This window comes from Lentzea sp. NPDC059081 (assembly GCF_042738015.1).
GTDB lineage: Bacteria > Actinomycetota > Actinomycetes > Mycobacteriales > Pseudonocardiaceae > Lentzea.
In genome coordinates, this window is the sequence record NZ_JBHYGW010000016.1 from 66,677 (window position 1) to 87,509 (window position 20,833).

Genomic DNA, 20,833 nt, shown 5'->3' on the forward strand with positions numbered 1-20,833 from the left:
GTTTTTCCCATTCCTTTTTTTTTGGTTTGTGTTTTTTTGTGTTGTTGTGGGGTGGGTGGTTTTCTCTCCCCTCCTCCTCCCGGTCTCGCCCCCGCCTCCCCCCCCACCCCACCCGAGCGTGTGGGAAAAGCCAAGAGCAAAAGCCAAGACTGCTCGGCTTCGCCTTCGCTTCGGCTCGCCTTCGGCCTCGCGGCTGAGGTGGCTCGCCTTCGGCCTCGCGTCAGGACTTCTGCTTGGCGGCGATCTGGTCCAGGACTTCGGTCTGGCTCACGACGATCTTGCCCGCCAGGGCCTTCGAGCCGATGTGCTCGCCCTTCGCCTGGGCGTCCTTCGCCATGTTCACGCCGCTGCGGAGGTGGCGGGACAGGGTGGCCAGGAACAGTTCGTCGAACTGCTTGCCCTGGGCGGCTTTCAGGGTCTCCACGTCCTTGGCGGTCATCATGCCCGCCATCTTGTGGGTGGCGCCGGGGTCGTCGCCGGGGATCTGGATGTTCCAGCTGCGCAGGTAGGTGGACATCTGCTCGATCTCGCCCGACTCGGCCGTGGCGATCTTGTCGGCCACGTTCACGACGAAGTCGTCCTTCGACCGTTCCATCGCGACCTTGGAGATCTCGATCGTCTGGCGGTGGTGGGGGATCATCTGCAACGAGAACGTCGCGTCCGCCTCGTTGGCGGCCGGTTCGCCGTTGGTGCCTCCGCTCGCCGTCGAGCAGCCCGTCAGTGCCAAAAGGCCGCCTAGCACGATCATGAGCAGACGCGCACGCATGATGACCCTCCCGTCTCGGTTCCCTGCCGAGGGATACGGGTGGTCGTTGTGTCCGGTTCAGAGAAAGTTCCCGAACCTAAGTGGTGTGGTGGTCAGTCGAACGTGTTCAGGGTCCTGACCACGTTGAACACCACGTCCGGGTGGCCCAGCGGGAGTGGGGGCGAGATCCGGTCGTCCGGGGCCTGGTGGCTGCGGACGACCACGTGGGCGAAGGGCTCGTCCACCGGGGTCTCGGGGTCCACCAGGAGGACCGAGCGGACCAGGTCCTCGTGGCGGCGGACCAGGTCCAGGACATCGGCCGCTATCGGGCCGCTCGAGACCACGTCGAGGACAGGGTGCTCCTCGTCGCTGTGCTTGGTGAGCACGGCGTCCACTGTGGACTGCCAGCCCGGTGCGGCCGGGACGCGCAGCCACACCACGCGCAGCCGGTCGGTCAGGTCGCGCCAGGTCGCCGGGATGCCGTCGTGCAGGGCCTCGCCCGCTGGATCGATCACGAGGACCGTTGGCGCACCTGCCGGTCCGTCCGTCACCACGCTGGGGCCGGCTGCCCTGGTGGGCTCGTCGAAATCGCGCATGGCGGGGGATACCCACTCCGGTGGCGGTCGTACCAGTGGGCCGAGTGGGTTCTTCGAGTGCTCCGAACGGACGACGGATAGTACCAATGTTCGTAGTGGACCTGTTGCTGCACAATGACTTCCGCCTCCGGAAGTGGTCACTTGACCACTTTCCGGGCACAGGCTTATGGTCTAGACCAGACCGACACTGGATCGGCGAGTGGTGCTGCGGCACGCTCCCGGTTCCCGCCCCCTGCCTACGGGATCCCCCCTGTCCGGGAACGATCCGAGGAGTTCGGACGAATGAAACTCACGCGCAAAGCGGCGCTCGTCCTGGCCGCTGTCCCTGCCATCGTCTTCATCACGCCGGTCGGGTCGGCGAGTGCGCACGGTTACGTGTCCTCCCCGCCCAGCCGGTCCGCGCAGTGCGCGCTGAAGACGGTTCCCTGTGGTGCTCCCACGTACGAGCCGCAGAGCGCTGAAGGCCCGAAGGGCCTGAAGAACTGCAACGGCGCTCGCGGCGACTTCGAAGAGCTGAACGACGACAACAAGGGCTGGCAGGCCGCCAACACCGGCACCAGCCTCACCATCGGCTGGACCTACACCGCCCGCCACAAGACGAGCAACTACGAGTACTTCATCGGTGGCACGCGCGTCGGGTTCGTCGACGGCGGCAACGCCGCGCCGGTCGACGGGACGCGGCACACCATCAACCTGAGCGGGTTCTCCGGCCGGCAGAAGCTCCTCGCGGTCTGGAACATCGCCGACACGGGCAACGCGTTCTACTCCTGCATCGACGTCAACATCAACGGCGGTGGCACCACGCCTCCTCCCACGACCACGACGCCGAAGCCCCCCACGACGACCACCAACCCGCCGACCACCACCACGCAGCCGACCCAGCCGCCTGCCGGTGGCACGTGGGCGGCGAACGTGTCGTACGCGACCGGTTCCCAGGTGAGCTACGGCGGTGCCAACTACCGGTGCCGTCAGGCGCACACCTCGCTGACCGGGTGGGAGCCGCCGAACGTGCCGGCTCTCTGGGAGCGGATCTGATCGCATGAAGCGCCTTGTGATCGTGACGGCCGTCGCGGTCCTGGCGCTGGCGGGGTGCGGTGGAGAGGCCGTCGTGCCCGAGGGCCAGGGTGCCCACGGACACGGTGCGTCCTCCGCCGCACCACCCCCTGCCGCCAGCGCGAGGTTCAACGACGCGGACGTCATGTACGTCCAGATGATGGTGGACCACCTGCAGCTCGGCATCAGCCTCTCGCAGCTCGCGCTCGCGAAGGCGACGAAGCAGGAGGCCAAGGACCTCGCCGGCGCCATCGACGTGACGCAGCGCGAGGAGCTCTCGACGCTGAAGTCCTGGCTCAAGCTCTGGGACAAGCCCGAGGGCAACGGTGCGAGCATGCACTCCTCGCACGGCGGTGAGCCGTTGCTCGACGCCAAGGTCCTCGACGAGACCAAGAACAAGAGCGGCGCCGAGTTCGACGCCTCCTTCCTCAACCTGATGACAGGACACCAGGGCTCCGCCGTGGAGATGTCGCTGACGGAGAAGAAGGACGGCATGAACCCGGAGGCGACGGCCTACGCGGAACGCGTGGTGGCCAGCCGCCAGGGCCAGGTCCAGCAGATGCTCAAGATCATCAGTCAGTCGTAGGCGTTCGGTCAGCGGCCAGGCGGACCCTGTCCCGCATGGACGTACTGATCTCGGGCGCGGGGATCGCCGGCCCCGCGCTCGCCCACTGGTTGCGGCACTTCGGCTTCACGCCGGTCGTGGTCGAACGGGCGCCGTCGCTGCGCGGCGGCGGCCAGCCCGTCGACTTCCGCGGCGAGGCGCACCTGTCCGTGCTGAGGCGGATGGGCGTGCTCGACGCGATCTTCGACGCGCGCACCTCACCGCGCGACATGGTCTTCCGCGGTCTCGACGGACGCGAACGCGCCCGGCTACCCGGCTCGTTCACCGCGGGCGAGGTCGAGATCCTCCGCGGAGACCTCTCCCGCCTGCTCCACGAGCACACCGCCGCCGACACCGAGTACGTGTTCGGCGACTGGATCACCTCGCTGCACGACGACGGCGACGGCGTGGACGTGACGTTCGCCCGCGGCCCGTCGCGGCGGTTCGACTTCGTGATCGGTGCCGACGGCATGCGGTCCGGCGTGCGGCGCCTGGTGTTCCCGGAGTACCGGCCGCGGTTCCAGGGCTACTACTTCGCGATCTGGGACGCCGAGGGCGACGACCACGACCTGACGTGCGCGCCCGGTGTGGTCTCGGCTCCCGGCTGGCTGATGTACAGGTCCTCGGTGCCACCGGAGCTCATGCCGGAGTCCGTGTTCGCGCCCGGCGTCTACTTCGACTCGATCAGCCAGGTCCGCATGCCGACGGTCAGCTCCGGCCGGGTCACGCTGATCGGCGACGCCGGCTACGGCTCCACGCTGGGCGGCATGGGCACCGGGCTCGCGGTCGTCTCGGCCTACGTGCTGGCGGGGGAGATGGCGGCGGGCGGTGACGCGTTCGCCCGCTACGAGGCCCTCGTCGGCCCGTACGCGCGGGGGTGCCAGGGCAGCCCCGGCAGGTTCCTCGCGCCCGGCAGCCGGCTCGGGATGTGGGTGCGGGACCGGATGTTCGGGCTGCTGCCGAAGATGCCGATGGTCGCGCGGATGGACATGAAGGCGGCGACCGCGATCAAGCTCCCCGACTACGTTCCAGCTCGCTGAGCGCCTCGTCCACCTGCCGCAGCGCCGCCGCGTGCATCCACCCGTGGCCGAGTTCCTGCTGCGCCTCGCGCAACAGGAGCCCTGCCCGTTCCGGGTCACCCCTGCGCTGGGCGATCCTGGCCAGGCCGGTCTTGGCGAGGGCCGTGGTGGCGGCGAGACCCGCGTGCGTCGCCAGCGCCAGCGCCTGGTGGTACTCGCGTTCGGCCTGGTCGGGGTCGAGGTCGAGCAACCGGTCGGCGCGCCGGCAGCGCAGCTCGGCGAGCTCCTCCCGCGCGCCCAGCTCCGTGACGGCCCGCAACGCCTCGTCGGTGAGGGCGAGGGCCTCGTGCGGGTCCTCGGTCAGGGTGGCGATCACGTCGAGGACCTGGGCGGTGCCCCAGCGCTCGCCCAGGTCCCGGAACTGCCGCAGCGCCGCGCGGGCCTGCTCGATCGCCTGCGCGCGGTCGCCGCGCACGGTCCAGCCGGTGTAGGAGTTGCTGAAGCCGATCAGGCCCTGGATCCACGGGTCGTCGCTGTTCTCGACCTCGTCGTGCAGCGGCGTGCGCGGCGCGGACGGGTCGGGCGGGCCGGCCATCATGGCCCACGCGATGAGCACGAACGGTTGCCGGATCGGGCCGCGCAGCTCGCCGAACTTCTCCTGCACGCGTTCCGGGGCGGCCAGCGCGAGCACGACCGTGTACTCCTCCGTGGACGTCTCCTGCACCCGGTCCAGCAGTCGTTGCGCCAGGCCGCGGACCTCCGCGCGGCTGCCCTTGACGTACCAGTACCAAGCGAGGTCGAGGAACAGCCGCAGCGCCCGGTCCTGGTCGTGCTCGACGCTCCACTCGACGGCCTGCACCAGGTTCGCGTGCTCGGCGGTCATCCGGGTGAACCACGCGACCTGGTCGTCGCGGCGCAGCTCGGGATCCGCGCGCCGGGCGAGGTCGTGGAAGTACGCGGCGTGCTCGGCGTCGACGCGCTGGTGCCGCGAGCAGAACTCGCGGATGGTCTCCAGCATCCGGTAGCGGCCGTCGTTCGCCTCCACCAACGACTTGTCCACCAACGCTTCCAGCACCTCGACGTCGTGCCGGCACACCTGCTCCACGGCCTCCAGCGTCGCGCCGCCGCTGAACGTGGCGAGGGAGGCGGCGAGGTCGCGTTCGTCCTCGGACAGCAGGTCCCAGCTCCACTCCACGACGGCCCGCAGCGTCTGGTGGCGCGGTGCGGCGGCGCGGTTCCCCTTGGTGAGCAAGCGGAAGCGGTCGTTGAGCCGGTCCGCGATCTCGCTCGTCGTCAGCGTGCGCGTGCGGGCGGCGGCGAGCTCGATCGCGAGCGGCAGGCCGTCGAGCTCGCGGCAGATGTCGGCGGTGTGCCCGTCCTGCACGAAGTTCGGGTTCACCAGCCGGGCGCGGTCGGTGAACAGCGCCACGCTCTGCTCGGGTTCCAACGGCGGTACCGGGCACAGCGTCTCGCCCGTGATGCCCAGCGGTTCCCGGCTGGTGGCGAGGATCCGCAGCGACGGGCACGTGCTGAGCAGGTGCTGGGCCAGGTGCGCCGCCTGGACGACCACGTGCTCGCAGTTGTCGAGGATCAGCGTCGTGCCGCGGTCGCGCAGGGCGAGCGTGAGCCGGTCCTCCGGTTCGAGCACGGTCTCCTTGAGCCCCAACGCCTGCAGCGTCGCCGCCGCGACGTCCTTGACCGGCGCCAGGTCCACGAAGATCGCGGTCGGCGGCGCCGCCTGCAGCGCGAGCCTGGTCTTGCCCGCGCCGCCGGGACCGGTGAGCGTGACGAGCCTGGACTCCAGCGCCGCGATCCGCCGCAGCTCCTCCTGCCTGCCGACGAAACTGGTGAGCTGCGCCGGCAGCTCGCGGTGTGTCTGCCCGCGCAGGATCTGGACGTGGATGGCACGAAGCTCGGGCGACGGGTCGGTGCCGAGCTCGTCGGCGAGCACCGCGCGGGCCTCCTCGAACGCCTGCAGCGCCTCGGCCTGGCGGCCGTCCTGGTGCAACGCCTGCATGAGGTAGCCGCGCAGCCGTTCGTCCAACGGGTTCTGCCGCACCAGGTCCTGGATCTCCCGCACGTCGGCCTTGCCGAGCCGGATCCGTGCGGCCACCAGGGCGCTCGTGGCGGCCGACCGCTGCTCTTCGAGACGGGTCGCGTGGTCCGGCGCGGGGACGTCGGCGAGCGCGGGGCCGCGCCACAGCTGGAGTGCTTCGGACAACAGGGATTCCGCCGCCCGCGCGTCGCCGTGGTCCAGCGCCTGCCTGCCCTCCGCGGCGAGCGAGGCGAACCGGTGGGCGTCGACCTGGTCGGCGGCCAGGACGAGGCGGTAGCCGGCCGGGTGGAACTCGATCAGCCCGGCGCCGCCGAGAGCCCGGCGCAACCGCGAAACCTGGCCCTGCAGGGCGTTCGCGGCGTCGGCGGGCGGTTCGTCGCCGTAGAGCTCGTCGACCAGCCGGTCGAGCGGGACGATGTCGCCCGCCCGCACCGCGAGCAACGCCAGCAGCGTGCGCGGACGCGGACCGCCGATCGCGATCTTGCCGTCCGGGGAGTGGGCCTCGACGGGCCCGAGGATGCCGACGTGCACGGTGTCAGCGTACGAACCTGCCGGGGCTCGTACCCAGGACACGGCGAAAATGGCGCGTGAGGTGCGACTGGTCGTGGAACCCGGCCAGCACCGCAGCCTCGGCCGCCGACCGCCCCTCCACCAGGAACCCGCGCGCGAGGTCCACCCGGCGGCCGGTCAGGTACCGGTGCGGGGGCAGCCCGAACCGGCGGCTGAACGCCCGCACCAGGTGCGTCGGGCTGGTCTGCAGCTCCTGCGCGGCCGCGTTCAGCGTCATCCCGTCCGGCAGCGACGCGTCGAGCAGCTGCCGCAGCCGGTCGGCCAGCGTCGGATCGGCGTAACGGGCCGGTTCGGTGCCCGCGAAGTGGTGCGTCAGGCGTTCGGTGATCAACGCGAGCCGGCTCGACGCCTCGAACGGCTCGTCGAGCGCCAGGTGCAGCTGGTGCACGCGCCGGCGCAGCAGCGGGTCGACGAGCATCGGCGTGTCGACGGCCTTGCCGACCAGGTCTGACGGCAGCGCCGCGTCGTCGAGGTACAGCACGCGCTTGCGGAACCCCGTCGGGAGCGCGGACCGGCCGTCGTGCGGCACGTGCGGCGGCAGCAGCGTGACGCCGTCGACCAGCGCGCTCTGCTCGTGGCGGTCCAGCTCGTAGCGCACGGCACCGGTGTCGAGCAGCATCAACGTCCACGCGTCGTGCGTGTGCGCGGGGTAGACGTGCGTGGTGAAGGAGGCGTGGAAGACCTCCTTGATGCCTTCCACCGCCGGCTTCCAGGCCGCGACGGACATGTCAGAAACGTACAAGACGCGAAACCGGCCTGCCCGCGATCGTGGTGGCCATGTTCGACACCAAGATCGCTGTGCTGCTGCGGGACGACCTGGCCGGCTGGCAGGCGCTGAACGTCACCGCCTTCCTCGTCAGCGGCCTGCCCGAGACGCTGCGCGGCGAGCCCTACGTGGACGCCGACGACCAGCAGTACCTCGCGATGTTCGGCCAGCCCGTCGTCGTGCTGCAGGGCGACAAGGACCTGGTCAAGAAGGCCCACGAGCGCGCGCTGACCCGCAACCAGCCGATGACGATCTTCACCGCCGACCTGTTCGCCACCGGCAACGACGACGACAACCGCGCCGCCGTCCGCAAGGTGCACACGCAGGACCTCGACCTCGTCGGCATCGCCGTGCACGGCCAGAAGAACGCCGTCGACAAGATCTTCAAGGGCGCCCGCATGCATCCGTGATTCACTCGGGACATGGCGGTCGGCAGCCCTGAGGTCACCCTGTTCGAGAAGTCCAGGCCGCGGCTGGAGGCGATCGCCTACCGGCTGCTGGGGTCGGCGAGCGACGCCGAGGACGCCGTGCAGGACACCTGGCTGCGGTGGCGCTCCGCCGACCACGCGCACGTCGAGACGCCCGAGGCGTGGCTCACGAAGGTCCTCACCAACATCTGCCTGAACCTGCTCGCCTCGGCGCGGGCCCGGCGCGAGACCTACGTGGGCCAGTGGCTGCCAGAACCGGTCCTCGCGGGCGACCGGATGCTGGGCCCGTCGGAGACGGCCGAGCAGCGCGAGTCGGTTTCCGTCGCGATGCTCACCCTGATGGAACGGCTCTTGGCCAACGAACGGGTCGTCTACGTGCTGCGCGAGGCGTTCGGCCACACCCACGCGGAGATCGCCGGGGTCCTCGGCCTCACCGAGGCGAACTGCCAGCAGATCTACCGGCGCGCCAAGCAGCACCTCGGCAGCGACAGGGTCCGGGTGGAGGTCGACGCCTCGGGCGCGCGCAAGATCGTCGAGGAGTTCCTCGCCGCGGCGCACAGCGGCAACACCGACTCGCTCGTGAAGCTGCTCTCCGACGACGTGATCACCGCGGGCGACGCCGGCGGTGTGTTCGCGAGCCTGCCGCGGCCGATCACCGGCGCGCTCCGGGTGGCGCGCTTCCTGCGCTCCCTGCTCACGCCCGACGACGCCAAGCGGGAGATGGTCGGCGGCCGTCCGTCGCTGTTCGCCGAGGTCGTCAACGGCATGCCCGCGCTCGTGCTGGTGGTCGACGGGCGTGTGGTCGTCGTCATGTCGTTCGAGGTGACGACCGAGGGCGTCGCGGCCGTCCACATCCAGGCCAACCCCGCCAAGCTCGCCCGCGCGACCCGTCGGTGGGCCACCGCGGAGCACGGGGAGCTGCTCGCCGAGGCCTGGTGACCCAGTTCACAGGCGGCTCCTGTCAGGTTTCGCCCCGCTGTCCGGTTCAGGGAGCGACCACCACCGGACAGGAGCCGAACCATGAAGCACCGCATCGTCGTCCTCGGAGCCGGGTACGCCGGAGCGACCGCCGCCGGGCGCCTCGCCAAGCGGCTGCACCGCGCCGACACCGAGATCGTCCTCGTCAACGCCGACGCCGAGTTCGTCGAACGCGTGCGCCTGCACCAGCTCGCGACCGGCCAGGACCTGAAAGTCAGGAAGCTCGCCGACGTCTTCGCTGGCACCGGCGTCGACTTCCGGCTGGCGCGGGTGCAGGGCGTCGACGCCGAACGCAAGACCGTCGCCACGGACGCGGGCGAGATTTCCTACGACACGCTCGTCTACGCCCTCGGCAGCGCGGCCGCCCGCGGCGTTCCCGGTACCGAGCACGTCCACGACCTCGCCGGGAAGCAGTCGGCGCAACGCCTGCGCGCCCGGCTCGCGGGTCTCGGCGCGGGCGGGACCGTGCTCGTCGTCGGGGGCGGACTGACCGGCATCGAGGCGGCCACCGAGATCGCGGACACCCGTCCCGACCTGGGCGTGGCGCTCGCGGCCCGCGGTGAGCTCGGGTCGTGGCTGGGGGAGAAGGCCCGGCGCCACCTGCGCGCGGCGTTCGACCGGCTCGGCATCACCGTGCACGAGAACACCGACATCGCCGCTGTCCGCGAGACCGGCGCGGTCACCGCCGCGGGCACCGAGATCGCGGCCGACGTGACGGTGTGGACGGCCGGGTTCGCCGTCCACCCCATTGCCTCCGCCACGACGCTGGAGGTGTCGGGCTCCGGGCAGATCGTCGTCGACGACTCGATGCGCTCGGTCTCGCACCCTGACATCTACGTCGTGGGAGATGCCGCCCTCGCGCGGGGTGCGAGCGGGGACCCGTTGCGGATGTCCTGCGCCTCGGGCGTCCAGACGGCCTTCCTGGCCGCCGACGCGATCGCCGCCCGCCTGACCGGGCGCGAGGTCCCGCCGAACAAGATCGGGTACCTCGGCCAGTGCATCAGCCTCGGCCGCCACGACGCCGTGATGCAGTGGGTGACGCCCGACGACCGGCCCAAGCCGTCCGCGGTGACCGGCAGGGCGGCGGTGCGGCTCAAAGAGCTCATCTGCAAGTCGGCGGCCTGGGGGATCGAGCACCCGACGATGTTGGTGCCGTCCCGCCGCCGGCGCGTCACCACGGACAGCGCCGCGCGGAAAAGCGCGTTCTAATGCGCTGGTGACCAAGCTGCTCCGGATGGCCGTGTTCCTGCTGGTTCTCTCGGCGGAGGTGTACCTGGTGGTGGTGCTGGGGGACAGGTTCCAGCCGGTCGACCACCTCGGGTACTTCACCGTGCTGTCGAACGTCATCGCCGCCGTGGTGGCGTTGCTGGGCGTGTTCCGCCCGGTGTCGGCGCAGATCAGGGGCGCGGCCGTGCTCTACATCGCCACGACGGGCCTGGTCTATCCGCTGTTGTTGCGGGGCATCGACGTGCAGACGCCGCCCTATGCGAACTGGGTGCTGCACACGATCGTTCCTGTGCTCATGGTCGTCGACTGGCTGCTCGCGCCGGCACGGACCACACGGCCGTGGACCTGGCTCGCGTTCCCGCTGGCCTACATCGCGTACACGCTGGTCAGGGGACCGATCGTGGGCTGGTACCCGTACCCGTTCGTCGACCCGCGGCAGCAGGGCTACGGCGGGGTGCTGGTGAACTGCCTGGTCGTGGCGGTGATCATCGTCGTGCTCGCGTACGCGGTGTCGTGGGTCGGCACCAAATTGGCCCAACGAAACAGCCCTGTGGTGTCCCAAGGTTAGGGCCAATCATCGCCCTACGGTCGGAGTCATGACCAGGCGACTCGCGTACGCGCAGCTCACGAACTCGATCGGCGACGGCGGCTTCCTCGTCGTCTCGGCGTTGTACTTCACCCAGGTCGTCGGGCTGAGCGCCACGCGGGTCGGCCTCGCGCTGACCCTCGCGTGGGGAGTCGGAGCCGTCGCGGGGGTCGCGTTGGGACACCTCGCCGACCGGTGGGGGCCGCGCACCACCGCGGTCGTGCTGGCGTTCGCCACCGCCGCGAGCATCGCGATCCTGCTCCTGACCAGGAACTTCACCGCGTTCGTGCTGGTCATGTGCCTGTACGCGAGCTTCCAGAGCGGGCTGCAGGCGTCCAGGCAGGCCCTGCTGGCGGGACTCACCACACCCGAGGAACGCACACGGGCCCGTGCACGCATCCAGTCGACGGCCAACGCGGGCATCGCGATCGGTGCGGCGGCCGGTGGGTTCGCGCTGCACCTCGGCACCGAGATCGCGTACACCGCCGTGTTCGTGCTTGACGCCGTGTGTTTCCTTGCTGCTGCGGGGATTCTCGCGACCCTGCCGGAGACCGTGATGAGCCGCGCCAAGGGCAAGTTCGACGTGTTCAAGGACAAGCCGTACGCGCTGATCACGGTGATCAACGCCGTGATGCTGCTCTACATGCCGTTGCTGAGCCTGGTCATTCCACTGTGGATCGTGCAGCGGACCTCGGCGCCGACGTGGCTCGCGGCCGCGTTGCTGGTGCTCAACACCGGTGCCGTAGTGCTGTTCCAGGTGCGGATCGCCCGTCGTGCCACCGGTCTTGCGTCGTCCTCGCGGCTCGTGCGGCACGCCGGGCTGGTCCTGTTCGCGTCGTGCGCGGTGTTCGCCGTGACCGCGTTCGGCTTCGGCGCCTGGCCCGCGGCGGCGTTGCTGGTCGCGGCCGCCGCGCTGCAGGTGCTCGGCGAGATGATGCTCGCCTCCGGGGCGTGGGAGATCAGCTTCTCCCTCGCGCCCGCCGACCGGCAGGGCCAGTACCAGGGCTTCTTCGCGACCGGAACGGCCGTCGCCCGGATGGTCGGCCCCGCCCTGCTCACCACCGTCGTGCTCGGCTGGGGATCGGTCGGGTGGCTGCTGGTCGGCGGGCTGTTCGCCGTGGCCGGCTACGCGATGGGACCGGCGGTGCGCTGGGCCCGCGAGAAGAACTCCACCAGTTCCACGGCCATGAGCGACGGCTTGTACATGTGCGTCTGACCGGGGAGCGTCTTGTACTCCGTGTCCGGCCCCAGCACCTCCGCGACGTTCTTCATGGCGTTGCGGAGGTACTGCGGCGACTTGCCGCCGTCCATCGCGAGCGTCGGCACCTTCACGTTCCACCGGTTCGCTGGAAGCTTCGAGCCGCGGCCGTCGTCGCCGAGGATGCGCAGGTCGTTCGGCAGCGTGGGCGCGACCTGCTTGAGCTTCTTCCACGGCGGCATCAGCTTCATCATGACGATGCCGAAGCCGGGCACGCCGACCATCTTCATGAACGCGGTGACGGCGCCGCCGGGGTTGCCGTCGGCGATGAAGCGGTCCATCTGCTGCGCGATGTCGGCGGGCCGCGCCGGGTACGTGTCGTCCACGACGAACGGCGCCTCGTACAGCGCGAGCCGCGCGATGCCGGGCAGCCTGGTCGCGGCCTCCATCGCGAGGACCGCGCCGGAGGACACGCCGAACACGAACGCGCTGCCGCCGGCCTCCTTGACGATCGCGTCGATGTCCTCGACCTCGCGCTCCAGCGACCACGGCGTGACGCCGTCACCGGTCTCGCCGCGGCCGCGCCGGTCGTAGGTGTAGACGGTGAAGTTCTTGTCCAGCACGGACGCGAGCTCGGTCGACGGCCCGAACATCCGGTGGCACATCGCGCCGTCCACGAGGATCAGCGCGGGCCCGGCGCCGGTGACCGAGTAGGCGACCTCGGTGCCGTCGGCAGAGGTGGTGAAGCGCGTCATTTCTGCTCTCCCAGGGTGGTGTCGAGGAAGCTCTGCCAGTCCTGCTCGGACTCGTCGCCCTCGAAGACGTGGTGCGCGGCGATCATCGGACCGGTGAACCCGCGCATGAAGCGGTAGAGGCCCGTGCTCGTGCGCAGGCCGAGCGTGTGGGCGTTGCGGTGGTACTCGACGGCGTCGGGGAGCTTCTCGGCGATCGCCGCGTCGAGCCTCTTCCAGGCGTCGTCCCAGTCGGTGACCATCGGCCCGAAGACCGTGAGCGGCCGAGCCGTGCGCCCGGCGAAGTGCGTGAGGTACTCGGCCAGCGTGCCGCGGAAGAGCGCGCCGCCCAACGTCATCGCCTCGAACTCGTCGGCCCAGTCGTCGCCGGGCAGGAAGCCGCTCGTGACCATGCGCAGCACCGTGCTGGCGTGCTCCCGGCCCTCGACGAGGAACTCGTAGGCCATGAACCGCCCGTCCGGCGCCTTGCCGGTGTCGTAGGCGAAGTGACTCGGTCGATCGGACGCGGTGATCTCGCACGTCGGCCCGTACCCGCCGAACGCCATCCTGACCTGACCGTCCGCGACCTCGTTGCTGCCCATGAACCACGAGTCGATGCCCGGCCCGGTCGCGATGGCCGTCCAGACGTCCTCGACCGATGCCGGCACCTCGATCTCGTCGGTGCTCTCGAACGCGTGGCCCATCAGCTCTCCCCTTACGTGCTCCGTGGATGGTGCCATCCTGCTCCCGACAATTCCTGTCGTCAAGACAGCCTTGCTGTTCTTGACAAAAAAACTTGTCGGTGATGTCGTTCATGCCTGCCCGTCGTTGGTTGCCGACTCTTCGGAGGAACTCATGTCCCGGATCGCGTGCGGTGTGGTCGCCGGCCCGCTCTACGTCGTCGTCGGGTACGCGCAAGCCTTCACCCGCGAGGGCTTCGACCTGACGCGGCACCCGTTCAGCATGCTCAGCCTGGGTTCGCTCGGCTGGATCCAGATGGCGAACTTCGTGGTGTGCGGGGCGCTGTTCGTGGTGGCCGCGACCGGGATGGCCCGGTTCAGCCGCTGGGGTGCCCGCCTGATCGGCCTGATGGGCGTGGGGATGGTGCTGGGAGGCGTGTTCGTCGCCGATCCCGCCCTCGGTTTCCCTCCGGGCACACCCGACGGTCCTCTTTCGTGGCACGGCGTTCTGCACGCGGTGGCGTTCGGCGTGGCCATGATCGGCTGGATCGGCGCGTGCTTCGTGTTCGCGCGTAGGCTCGGAGGATGGCTGGCGGTGATGAGCGGCCTGACGGGCGTGCTCCTGATGGTGCCGATGGCGTTCCTGGGCAACCCCGGCGGCACGGTGCTGCTGTACGCGGTGGCGACGATCGGCTGGCTCTGGACCTCTCTCGTGTCCCTGAGGCTGAGCCGGCCTGCCTTCTCGAGCTGATCTGCCCGGAGTGCGGGCGCGTCACGACGGACTCGGGCGCGCCCGGCTGTGCTGCCTGCCGTTGAGTGCGTGCTCAGCCGGTGAGCTGGTGGGCGTGCATCTTGCTGATGTCGTAGGAGACACCGCAGAACGTGCACTGCAACCCGTACTTGCTGCTGATGGTGAACAACGGGATGAAGAACAGGGTCGGCTTCGTGTAGCGCCGGAAGAGGTTGTGCGCGGACTGGTGGTGGCAGTGCCCGCACACCAGCTGCACCATCCGCAGCTGCTGGATCGTGGTGCGCCAGCCGAAGATGACCATGTGTTCTCCCGGGGGTTGTTTCATTCTTTGACGCATGGGTCGCGGTTCTCGTTGCGCCGGGTGGGGTGACGGGGGTCGCACGGAGGCACGTGGGAGTGGCCGCTGGTTAGGGGGTTGGGGACGGGCTGGTGCGTCTCGCGCACGGCTGGCCTCTCGCGCACGGCAGGCCTCGCGCGCACGGCTGGGCTCTCGCGCACGGGCTGGTCTCGGGCACACGGTCGGCCTCGCGCGCACGACCCGGCTTCTAGCGCACGGCTGGCCTGTCGCGCACGGCCCGGCTTCTAGCGCACGGTTGCTCTCGCGCGCATGGCTGCTCTCGCGCGCACGGGCTGGCCTCTCGCGTACGGCGGCCCTCTTGCGCACGGGCTGGCCTCGCGCGCACGGTCGCCCACTCGCGCACGGGCTGGCCTCGCGCGCACGGTCGCCCACTCGTGCACGGTTAGCTTCGGGCGGATGGCTGGCTCCGCGCGCATGGCTCTCGCTTCACGCGCACAGCGGGCCTCGCGCGCACGGCTGGCCTTGGGCACACGGTCGGCCTCGCGCGCACGTTGCGTCGTGTGTCCGTTGCCGCTCACTCCACCGCCATCCCCGATGCATCCGCCATGCCCCACCTGCTCGCCTCTGCCTCCACTCCGATCCCGCGCCCGTCTGAGCCGCCCTGCCGGGCCCCAGGCCCAGTCGCCCACGCCGAGCCCACCCACGCCGGCACCCGAGCCCTCCCGCGCCGGGCACCCGAGCCCCCAGCCACTCACCTGCAACGAGCCCCGCGCCTACCCGCCCAAGCCGAGCCCACCACCCCGCCGACCCCCACCCCGTCAAGCCCCACCCAAGCTCACCCACCCCCACCCGACGTCCCCCACCCGTGAGGTTCACCCCGCCCACCGCCGGGTAACCGCGAGTGCATGAGCGACGTGCAGGACGAGCTGCTGCGGACGTTGACCAAAGTCGCCAACGCCTTGCGCAGCGCGGAGATCCCCTTCGCGCTGACGGGTGGCTGCGCCGGCTATGCACGGGGTGGCCCGACGAGCGAACACGATGTGGACCTGCTCGTGCGCGAGCAGGACGCCAGGGAGGCCGTGCGGGTGCTGGTGCAGCGCGGGTTGCGCGCCGCCGAGCCGCCGGAGGACTGGCTGCTGAAGGTCTACGACGGCGACTCGCTGGTGGACCTGCTGTTCCGGCCCAACGAGCGGCTCGTCACCGACGAGACCCTGGCCATGGCAGAGGAGATGCCCGTCGGATCGGTGATGCTGCCGGTCATGCCGGCGACGTTCGTGCTGGCCAGCAAGCTGCTGGTGCTGGACGGGCACCGCTGCGACTTCAGCGAGCTGCTGCCGTTCGCCCGTGCGCTGCGCGAACAGATCGACTGGGACGAGGTGCGCGAGGAGACCCGGCACTCCCCGTACGCCGAGGCGTTCCTGTTGCTCATCGAACGCCTGGACATCATCGGGAGGAGCGGCAATGGAATCCGAGCAGTACCTGGCGGCAAATCTGCGTAGGGCGGTGGCGGAGGACCCCAGGACCGCGGAGCTCGGCGTCCGCGTCACCGTGCGCGGGGACAACGTGATGCTCTCCGGCGACGTGGCCTGTGCGGACCGCAGGGCCGCGCTGGAGGAGGTCCTGCACGAGGCCGCTCCCGAGCTGAAGATCCTGAACGACGTGCGGGTGACACCGGCCGGTGAGCCGGAAGGTGAGGAGGACCTGCGATGATCCGGGTCGCTGCGGTCGGGGACATCCACCTCGGCGAGGACATGCGCGGGCACCTGCGTCCCGCCCTCGAGAAGGTCGGCGAGCACGCCGACATCCTGCTGCTGGCGGGCGACCTGACCCGGCACGGCACCGTCGTCGAGGCCGAGGTGGTCGCGGACGAGTTCGCCGACCTGCCGGTGCCCGTCGTCGCCGTGCTGGGCAACCACGACCACCAGGACGACAAGCCGGCCGAGGTCACGAAGACCTTGGAGGACAAGGGCATCCACGTGCTGGAGGGCACGACGTTCATCCATCGGGTCAACGGCTGCTCGATCGGCATCGGCGGGGTGAAGGGCTTCGGCGGCGGGTTCGCGGGCAAGTGCGGGAGCGCGTTCGGCGAGCGCGAGATGAAGGCGTTCATCCAGCACACCTGCGACATCGCGGAGACCCTGGAGCAGGCACTGTCCGAACTGGACACCGACGTCAAGGTCGCGCTGACGCACTACGCGCCGGTGCCCGACACGCTGCGGGGCGAGCCGCCGGAGATCTACCCGTTCCTCGGGTCCTACCTGCTCGGCGAGGCGATCGACGCCACCGGCACGCACCTCGCGGTGCACGGGCACGCGCACTTCGGCACCGAGCACGGCATGACGCCGGGCGGTGTGCGGGTCCGCAACGTCGCCCAGCCGATCATCCGGTCCGCCTACACGGTCTACGTGCTGGAGGGGAACGCGTCATGACCGTCGGCGACTTCATCGTCGGACGTCTGCGCGACTGGGGCGTCAAGCAGGTCTTCGCCTACCCCGGCGACGGCATCAACGGGATCGTGGCCGCGTTCGGCAAGGCGGACAACGACCCCAGGTTCATCCAGACGCGGCACGAGGAGATGGCCGCGTTCGCCGCCGTCGGGTTCGCCAAGTTCAGCGGCGACGTCGGCGTGTGCCTCGCGACGTCCGGTCCCGGCGCGATCCACCTGCTCAACGGCCTGTACGACGCGAAGCTCGACCACGTGCCGGTCGTCGCGATCGTCGGCCAGACCGCCCGCACCGCGCTCGGCGGCAGCTACCAGCAGGAGGTCGACCTGCACTCGTTGTTCCGCGACGTCGCCTCCTACCTGGTCGACGTCACGGTGCCGGAGCAGCTGCCGAACGCGCTGGACCGGGCGATGCGCACGGCCCAGGCCGACCGCGCGCCGGCCGTGCTGATCATCCCGAACGACGTGCAGGAGCAGGAGTACGAGGCGCCCAAGCACGAGTTCAAGTACATCCCGTCAAGCCCTCCCTCACGCCCGGACTCGACCGTTGTGCCCTCCACGGACGAGGTGCGCCGCGCCGCCGAGGTGCTGAACTCGGGCGAGAAGGTCGCGATCCTCATCGGCCAGGGTGCGAGGAACGCCGCCGCCGAGGTTCAGGAGGTCGCCGACCTGCTCGGTGCGGGCGTCGCGAAAGCGTTGCTGGGCAAGGACGTCCTGCCCGACGACCTGCCGTACGTCACCGGGTCGATCGGCATCCTCGGCACCCGGCCGTCGTACGAGATGATGCGCGACTGCGACCGGCTGCTGATCGTCGGCTCCAACTTCCCGTACTCGCAGTTCCTGCCGAAGTTCGGTGCCGCGAGGGGCGTGCAGATCGACGTCGACGGCCGCGCGATCGGCATGCGCTACCCGACCGAGGTCAACCTCGTCGGCGACTCGGCGGAGACGCTGCGGTCGCTGATCCCGTTGCTGGAGCGCAAGACCGACCGCTCGTGGCGGGAGAAGATCGAGTCGAACGTCGAGCGCTGGTGGGAGGTGATGGAACGCCAGTCGCAGGTGCCCGCCGACCCCGTCAACCCGATGCGGATCGTGTCCGAGCTGTCGAAACGCTTGCCGCACAACGCGATCGTCACCGCCGACTCCGGCTCGGCGACGAACTGGTACGCGCGCCTGCTCAAGATCCGCGGCGGCGTGCGGTCGTCGTTGTCCGGCACGCTGGCCACGATGGGCTGCGCCGTGCCGTACGCGCTGGGCGCCGCCTTCGCCCAGCCGAACCGGCCGTTGATCGCGCTCGTCGGCGACGGCGCGATGCAGATGAACGGCATGGCGGAGTTGCTGACGTTGAGGCGTTACGGCATCCGTTGCGTCGTCTGCGTCTTCCACAACAACGACCTCAACCAGGTCACGTGGGAGCTGCGCGCGATGGGCGGCGCACCGAAGTTCGAGGAGTCGCAGACGCTTCCGGACGTGTCGTACGCGTCCTGGGCGCGGTCCATCGGCCTGCAGGGCATCGAGGTCAACGACCCGAACCAGCTCGGCACGGCGTGGGAGACCGCGCTCGCGTTCGACGGCTCGACCGTGCTCGACGTGCGCTGCGACCCGAACGTGCCGCCGATCCCGCCGCACGCGACGTTCGACCAGATCAAGGACATGACCGAGGCCGTGCTCCGCGGTGATCCCGACGCCTGGGACCTGCTGCGCCGCGGTGTGAAGACCAAGATCCAGGAGTTCCTCCCGTGAAAATCGGCTACTTCCTCTCGTCTGAGGAGCACGGCCCGCGCGACCTCGTCCGGCACGCGAAGATGGCGCAGGACAACGGGTTCGAGTCGCTGTGGATCTCGGACCACTTCCACCCGTGGAACGACGAGCAGGACCAGTCGCCGTTCGTGTGGGGCACGATCGGTGCCCTCTCCGAGGCGGTGACGCTGCCGATCACCACGGCCGTCACGTGCCCGACGGTGCGCATCCACCCGGCCGTCATCGCGCAGGCAGCGGCCACCGCCGCCGTCCAGACGGAGGGCCGGTTCGTGCTCGGCGTCGGCAGTGGTGAGGCGCTGAACGAACACGTGCTCGGCGACCACTGGCCGTCCGCCGACGTGCGGCTGGAGATGCTGGAGGAGGCGATCGGCCTCATCCGCACGCTGCACCAGGGCGACGAGGTCACGCACCACGGCAAGCACTACACCGTCGAGAACGCCCGGATCTACACCGTGCCCGAACGCCCGGTGCCGATCCACGTCTCCGCGTTCGGCCCCAAGGCGGTCAAGGTGGCCGCCCGCTGCGGCGACGGCTACGTCAGCGTCGGCCCGGCCGGCGAGCTGGTGGAAAAGTACCGCTCCGAGGGTGGTCGCGGACCGGCGCAGAGCGGGCTGAAGGTCTGCTACGACAAGTCCGAGGAGGACGCCGTCAAGACCGCGCACCGCCTGTGGCCCAACGACGCCCTGCCCGGTGAGCTGGCCCAGGTGCTGCCGACGCCGAAGCACTTCGAGCAGGCGTCCGAGCTCGTCACGCCCGAGATGATCCGCGACGCCATGCCGTGCGGACCGGACCCGGAGCAGTACGCGAAGAAGATCAAGGAGTTCGCGGACGCCGGGTTCGACGAGGTCCACGTGCAGCAGATCGGCACGAACCAGCAGGAGTTCTTCGAGTTCTGGGTCAAGGAAGTCGTGCCGTTGCTCGACTCTCAGGCATAGGGACGGATCAGGCTGAAAGGCGCGGCGGGGACGTACCCCACCGCGCCTTCCGCAAGGCGGCGCAACCACCTTCTCGGGTCGTCACCGCCGCCCTAGGTGAGGACCTCGCCGACCGTGCCCGCTCCCACGGTCTTGCCGCCCTCGCGGATCGCGAACCCGAGCCCGGTGTCCATCGCCACCGCCTTGCCCAGCTCCACCACGACCTCGACGGTGTCGCCGGGCAGTGCCAGCGGCGTGCCGGACAGCTCCACCACGCCGACGACGTCGCCGGTGCGGAAGTGGAACTGCGGCCGGTAGTTCGACGCGATCCCGGTGTGCCGGCCGCCCTCCGCGTGCGACAGCAGGTACACCGTCGCGCGGAACCTGGTGTGCGGCGCGACGCTGCCCGGCAGGGCCAGGACCTGGCCACGACGGACGTCGCCGCGCTTGACCCCGCGCAGCAGGATCGCGGCGTTGTCTCCCGCCTGAGCCTGCCGCATCGGCTTGCCGAACGTCTCGATGCCGGTGGCGACCGAGGTCACCGCCGCGCCGAGACCGACCACCTCGACGGCGTCGCCGAGGCCGAGCGCACCGCGCTCCACCGCACCGGTCACGACCGTGCCGCGACCGGTGATGGTCAGGACGTTCTCGACCGGCATCAGGAACGGGCCGGTCACGTCGCGCTCGGGCACCGGCACGTGCGCGTCGACGGCGTCGAGCAGCTCCACCACCGACCGCACCCACACCGGGTCGCCCTGCAACGCGCGCAGGCCGGACACCCGCACGACCGGCGTGGCGTCACCGTCGAAGCCGTACTGGGAGAGCAGATCGCGGATCTCCAGCTCCACCAGGTCGAGCAGCTCCGGGTCGCTCACCGCGTCGGCCTTGTTCAGCGCCACCACCACGTGCGGCACGCCCACCCGGTGCGCCAGCACCACGTGCTCGCGCGTCTGCGGCATCGTGCCGTCCTCCGCGGACACCACGAGGATCGCGCCGTCCAGCTGCGCCGCACCCGTGATCATGTTCTTCACGTAGTCGGCGTGGCCGGGCATGTCGACGTGCGCGTAGTGACGCGTGGGCGTCTCGTACTCGACGTGCGCGATGTTGATCGTGATGCCGCGGGCCAGCTCCTCCGGCGCCCGGTCGATCCGGTCGAACGCCGTGAAGGTCGTGCCCGAGGGGTCCCGCTCGGACAGGACCTTGGTGATGGCCGCGGTGAGGGTGGTCTTGCCGTGGTCGACGTGACCCATGGTGCCGATGTTGAGGTGCGGCTTGGCGCGCACGAACTCTTGCTTCATCTTCCTGGTTCCTCGAAGGCGAACAGCGGGAGGCTCAGAACCGTTGGACCGCTACGACCCTCCCCCAGCGGTCCTGAAGGAGGGACTGGAGAAGGGTCAGAGTCGGGCGCCGGCCAGCTGTGCCGAGGCAGCGG

Annotated in this window: 22 protein-coding genes; 14 read left to right on the forward strand and 8 right to left on the reverse strand. The window is 70.2% G+C overall.

All coding sequences use genetic code 11. The annotated features are described in order from the left end of the window. Window positions 1-220: 220 nt before the first annotated feature. Entirely contained in the window at window positions 221-766 is a 546-nt protein-coding gene (locus ACFWV3_RS29610; RefSeq protein ID WP_382415865.1) for a DUF305 domain-containing protein, read from the reverse strand. Between the two features lie 92 nt (window positions 767-858). After that, on the reverse strand, window positions 859-1,260 hold the full coding sequence (locus tag ACFWV3_RS29615) for a hypothetical protein (RefSeq protein ID WP_382415867.1): 402 nt from the start codon (window positions 1,258-1,260) through the stop codon (window positions 859-861). 363 nt (window positions 1,261-1,623) lie between these two features. Between ACFWV3_RS29615 and ACFWV3_RS29620 the strand changes: the two genes are divergently transcribed. The 3 genes from ACFWV3_RS29620 to ACFWV3_RS29630 are packed head-to-tail and all read left to right on the forward strand — an operon-like array spanning window position 1,624 to window position 4,038. Further along, entirely contained in the window at window positions 1,624-2,376 is a 753-nt protein-coding gene (locus ACFWV3_RS29620) for a lytic polysaccharide monooxygenase (protein ID WP_382415869.1), read from the forward strand. Window positions 2,377-2,380: 4 nt separating this feature from the next. Next, window positions 2,381-2,980, forward strand: coding sequence for a DUF305 domain-containing protein (locus ACFWV3_RS29625; RefSeq protein WP_382415871.1), 600 nt, complete (start codon window positions 2,381-2,383; stop codon window positions 2,978-2,980). A gap of 35 nt (window positions 2,981-3,015) precedes the next feature. Continuing rightward, entirely contained in the window at window positions 3,016-4,038 is a 1,023-nt protein-coding gene (locus ACFWV3_RS29630; protein ID WP_382415873.1) for an FAD-dependent monooxygenase, read from the forward strand. Here ACFWV3_RS29630 and ACFWV3_RS29635 read toward each other — a convergent pair. Together ACFWV3_RS29635 and ACFWV3_RS29640 are read right to left on the reverse strand one after the other, a co-directional pair. After that, window positions 4,007-6,604 carry a BTAD domain-containing putative transcriptional regulator gene (locus ACFWV3_RS29635; protein WP_382415875.1) on the reverse strand — a complete coding sequence of 866 codons (2,598 nt, stop codon included), beginning with the start codon at window positions 6,602-6,604 and terminating at the stop codon, window positions 4,007-4,009. The genes ACFWV3_RS29630 and ACFWV3_RS29635 overlap by 32 nt on opposite strands. 4 nt (window positions 6,605-6,608) lie before the next feature. Next, on the reverse strand, window positions 6,609-7,370 hold the full coding sequence (locus tag ACFWV3_RS29640; protein ID WP_382415877.1) for an AraC family transcriptional regulator: 762 nt from the start codon (window positions 7,368-7,370) through the stop codon (window positions 6,609-6,611). A 50-nt stretch (window positions 7,371-7,420) separates the two neighbouring features. On the opposite strand from ACFWV3_RS29640, the gene ACFWV3_RS29645 reads away from it, so the two are divergent. The 5 genes from ACFWV3_RS29645 (at window position 7,421) to ACFWV3_RS29665 (ending at window position 11,844) form a co-directional block, all read left to right on the forward strand. Beyond that, window positions 7,421-7,819, forward strand: a complete 399-nt coding sequence (locus tag ACFWV3_RS29645) for a DUF2000 family protein (RefSeq protein WP_382415879.1) — start codon at window positions 7,421-7,423, stop codon at window positions 7,817-7,819. 12 nt (window positions 7,820-7,831) lie between these two features. Continuing rightward, window positions 7,832-8,776: an RNA polymerase sigma factor SigJ gene (sigJ, locus tag ACFWV3_RS29650; protein ID WP_382415881.1), complete on the forward strand. Its 945-nt coding sequence runs from the start codon at window positions 7,832-7,834 to the stop codon at window positions 8,774-8,776. 81 nt (window positions 8,777-8,857) lie between these two features. Beyond that, window positions 8,858-10,024 (forward strand): NAD(P)/FAD-dependent oxidoreductase, encoded by a 1,167-nt coding sequence (locus tag ACFWV3_RS29655; protein ID WP_382415883.1) that lies wholly within the window; start codon window positions 8,858-8,860, stop codon window positions 10,022-10,024. A gap of 7 nt (window positions 10,025-10,031) precedes the next feature. Next, window positions 10,032-10,610, forward strand: a complete 579-nt coding sequence (locus ACFWV3_RS29660) for a Pr6Pr family membrane protein (RefSeq protein ID WP_382415885.1) — start codon at window positions 10,032-10,034, stop codon at window positions 10,608-10,610. A 28-nt stretch (window positions 10,611-10,638) separates the two neighbouring features. Next, on the forward strand, window positions 10,639-11,844 hold the full coding sequence (locus ACFWV3_RS29665; protein WP_382415887.1) for an MFS transporter: 1,206 nt from the start codon (window positions 10,639-10,641) through the stop codon (window positions 11,842-11,844). On the opposite strand, the gene ACFWV3_RS29670 is transcribed toward ACFWV3_RS29665, so the two are convergent. Together ACFWV3_RS29670 and ACFWV3_RS29675 are read right to left on the reverse strand one after the other, a co-directional pair. Beyond that, on the reverse strand, window positions 11,754-12,581 hold the full coding sequence (locus ACFWV3_RS29670; RefSeq protein ID WP_382415889.1) for an alpha/beta fold hydrolase: 828 nt from the start codon (window positions 12,579-12,581) through the stop codon (window positions 11,754-11,756). The two genes, ACFWV3_RS29665 and ACFWV3_RS29670, sit on opposite strands and share 91 nt — an antisense overlap. Next, window positions 12,578-13,261: an SRPBCC domain-containing protein gene (locus ACFWV3_RS29675; RefSeq protein ID WP_382415891.1), complete on the reverse strand. Its 684-nt coding sequence runs from the start codon at window positions 13,259-13,261 to the stop codon at window positions 12,578-12,580. Before ACFWV3_RS29675 ends, ACFWV3_RS29670 begins: the two co-directional genes overlap by 4 nt. A gap of 151 nt (window positions 13,262-13,412) precedes the next feature. Between ACFWV3_RS29675 and ACFWV3_RS29680 the strand changes: the two genes are divergently transcribed. After that, window positions 13,413-13,988: a DUF998 domain-containing protein gene (locus ACFWV3_RS29680; protein ID WP_382415893.1), complete on the forward strand. Its 576-nt coding sequence runs from the start codon at window positions 13,413-13,415 to the stop codon at window positions 13,986-13,988. Between the two features lie 73 nt (window positions 13,989-14,061). Here the strand turns inward: ACFWV3_RS29680 and ACFWV3_RS29685 are convergent, their stop codons facing one another. Then, entirely contained in the window at window positions 14,062-14,289 is a 228-nt protein-coding gene (locus ACFWV3_RS29685) for a zinc-ribbon domain-containing protein (protein ID WP_382415895.1), read from the reverse strand. Window positions 14,290-15,191: 902 nt separating this feature from the next. On the opposite strand from ACFWV3_RS29685, the gene ACFWV3_RS29690 reads away from it, so the two are divergent. Genes ACFWV3_RS29690 through ACFWV3_RS29710 form a run of 5 tightly spaced genes read left to right on the forward strand, consistent with a single transcriptional unit; the run spans window position 15,192 to window position 19,422 of the window. Beyond that, complete coding sequence (locus ACFWV3_RS29690) at window positions 15,192-15,785, forward strand: nucleotidyltransferase family protein (protein ID WP_382415897.1); 594 nt, start codon at window positions 15,192-15,194, stop codon at window positions 15,783-15,785. Further along, entirely contained in the window at window positions 15,748-15,996 is a 249-nt protein-coding gene (locus ACFWV3_RS29695) for a BON domain-containing protein (RefSeq protein WP_382415899.1), read from the forward strand. The genes ACFWV3_RS29690 and ACFWV3_RS29695 overlap by 38 nt, the downstream gene beginning before the upstream one ends. Next, window positions 15,993-16,715, forward strand: coding sequence for a metallophosphoesterase (locus tag ACFWV3_RS29700; RefSeq protein ID WP_382415901.1), 723 nt, complete (start codon window positions 15,993-15,995; stop codon window positions 16,713-16,715). The genes ACFWV3_RS29695 and ACFWV3_RS29700 overlap by 4 nt, the downstream gene beginning before the upstream one ends. Next, window positions 16,712-18,469 carry a thiamine pyrophosphate-requiring protein gene (locus ACFWV3_RS29705; RefSeq protein WP_382415903.1) on the forward strand — a complete coding sequence of 586 codons (1,758 nt, stop codon included), beginning with the start codon at window positions 16,712-16,714 and terminating at the stop codon, window positions 18,467-18,469. The genes ACFWV3_RS29700 and ACFWV3_RS29705 overlap by 4 nt, the downstream gene beginning before the upstream one ends. Beyond that, complete coding sequence (locus ACFWV3_RS29710; protein WP_382415905.1) at window positions 18,466-19,422, forward strand: TIGR03557 family F420-dependent LLM class oxidoreductase; 957 nt, start codon at window positions 18,466-18,468, stop codon at window positions 19,420-19,422. The genes ACFWV3_RS29705 and ACFWV3_RS29710 overlap by 4 nt, the downstream gene beginning before the upstream one ends. 92 nt (window positions 19,423-19,514) lie before the next feature. On the opposite strand, the gene tuf is transcribed toward ACFWV3_RS29710, so the two are convergent. Next, on the reverse strand, window positions 19,515-20,699 hold the full coding sequence (gene tuf / locus ACFWV3_RS29715) for an elongation factor Tu (protein ID WP_382415907.1): 1,185 nt from the start codon (window positions 20,697-20,699) through the stop codon (window positions 19,515-19,517). Window positions 20,700-20,833 lie beyond the last annotated feature (134 nt).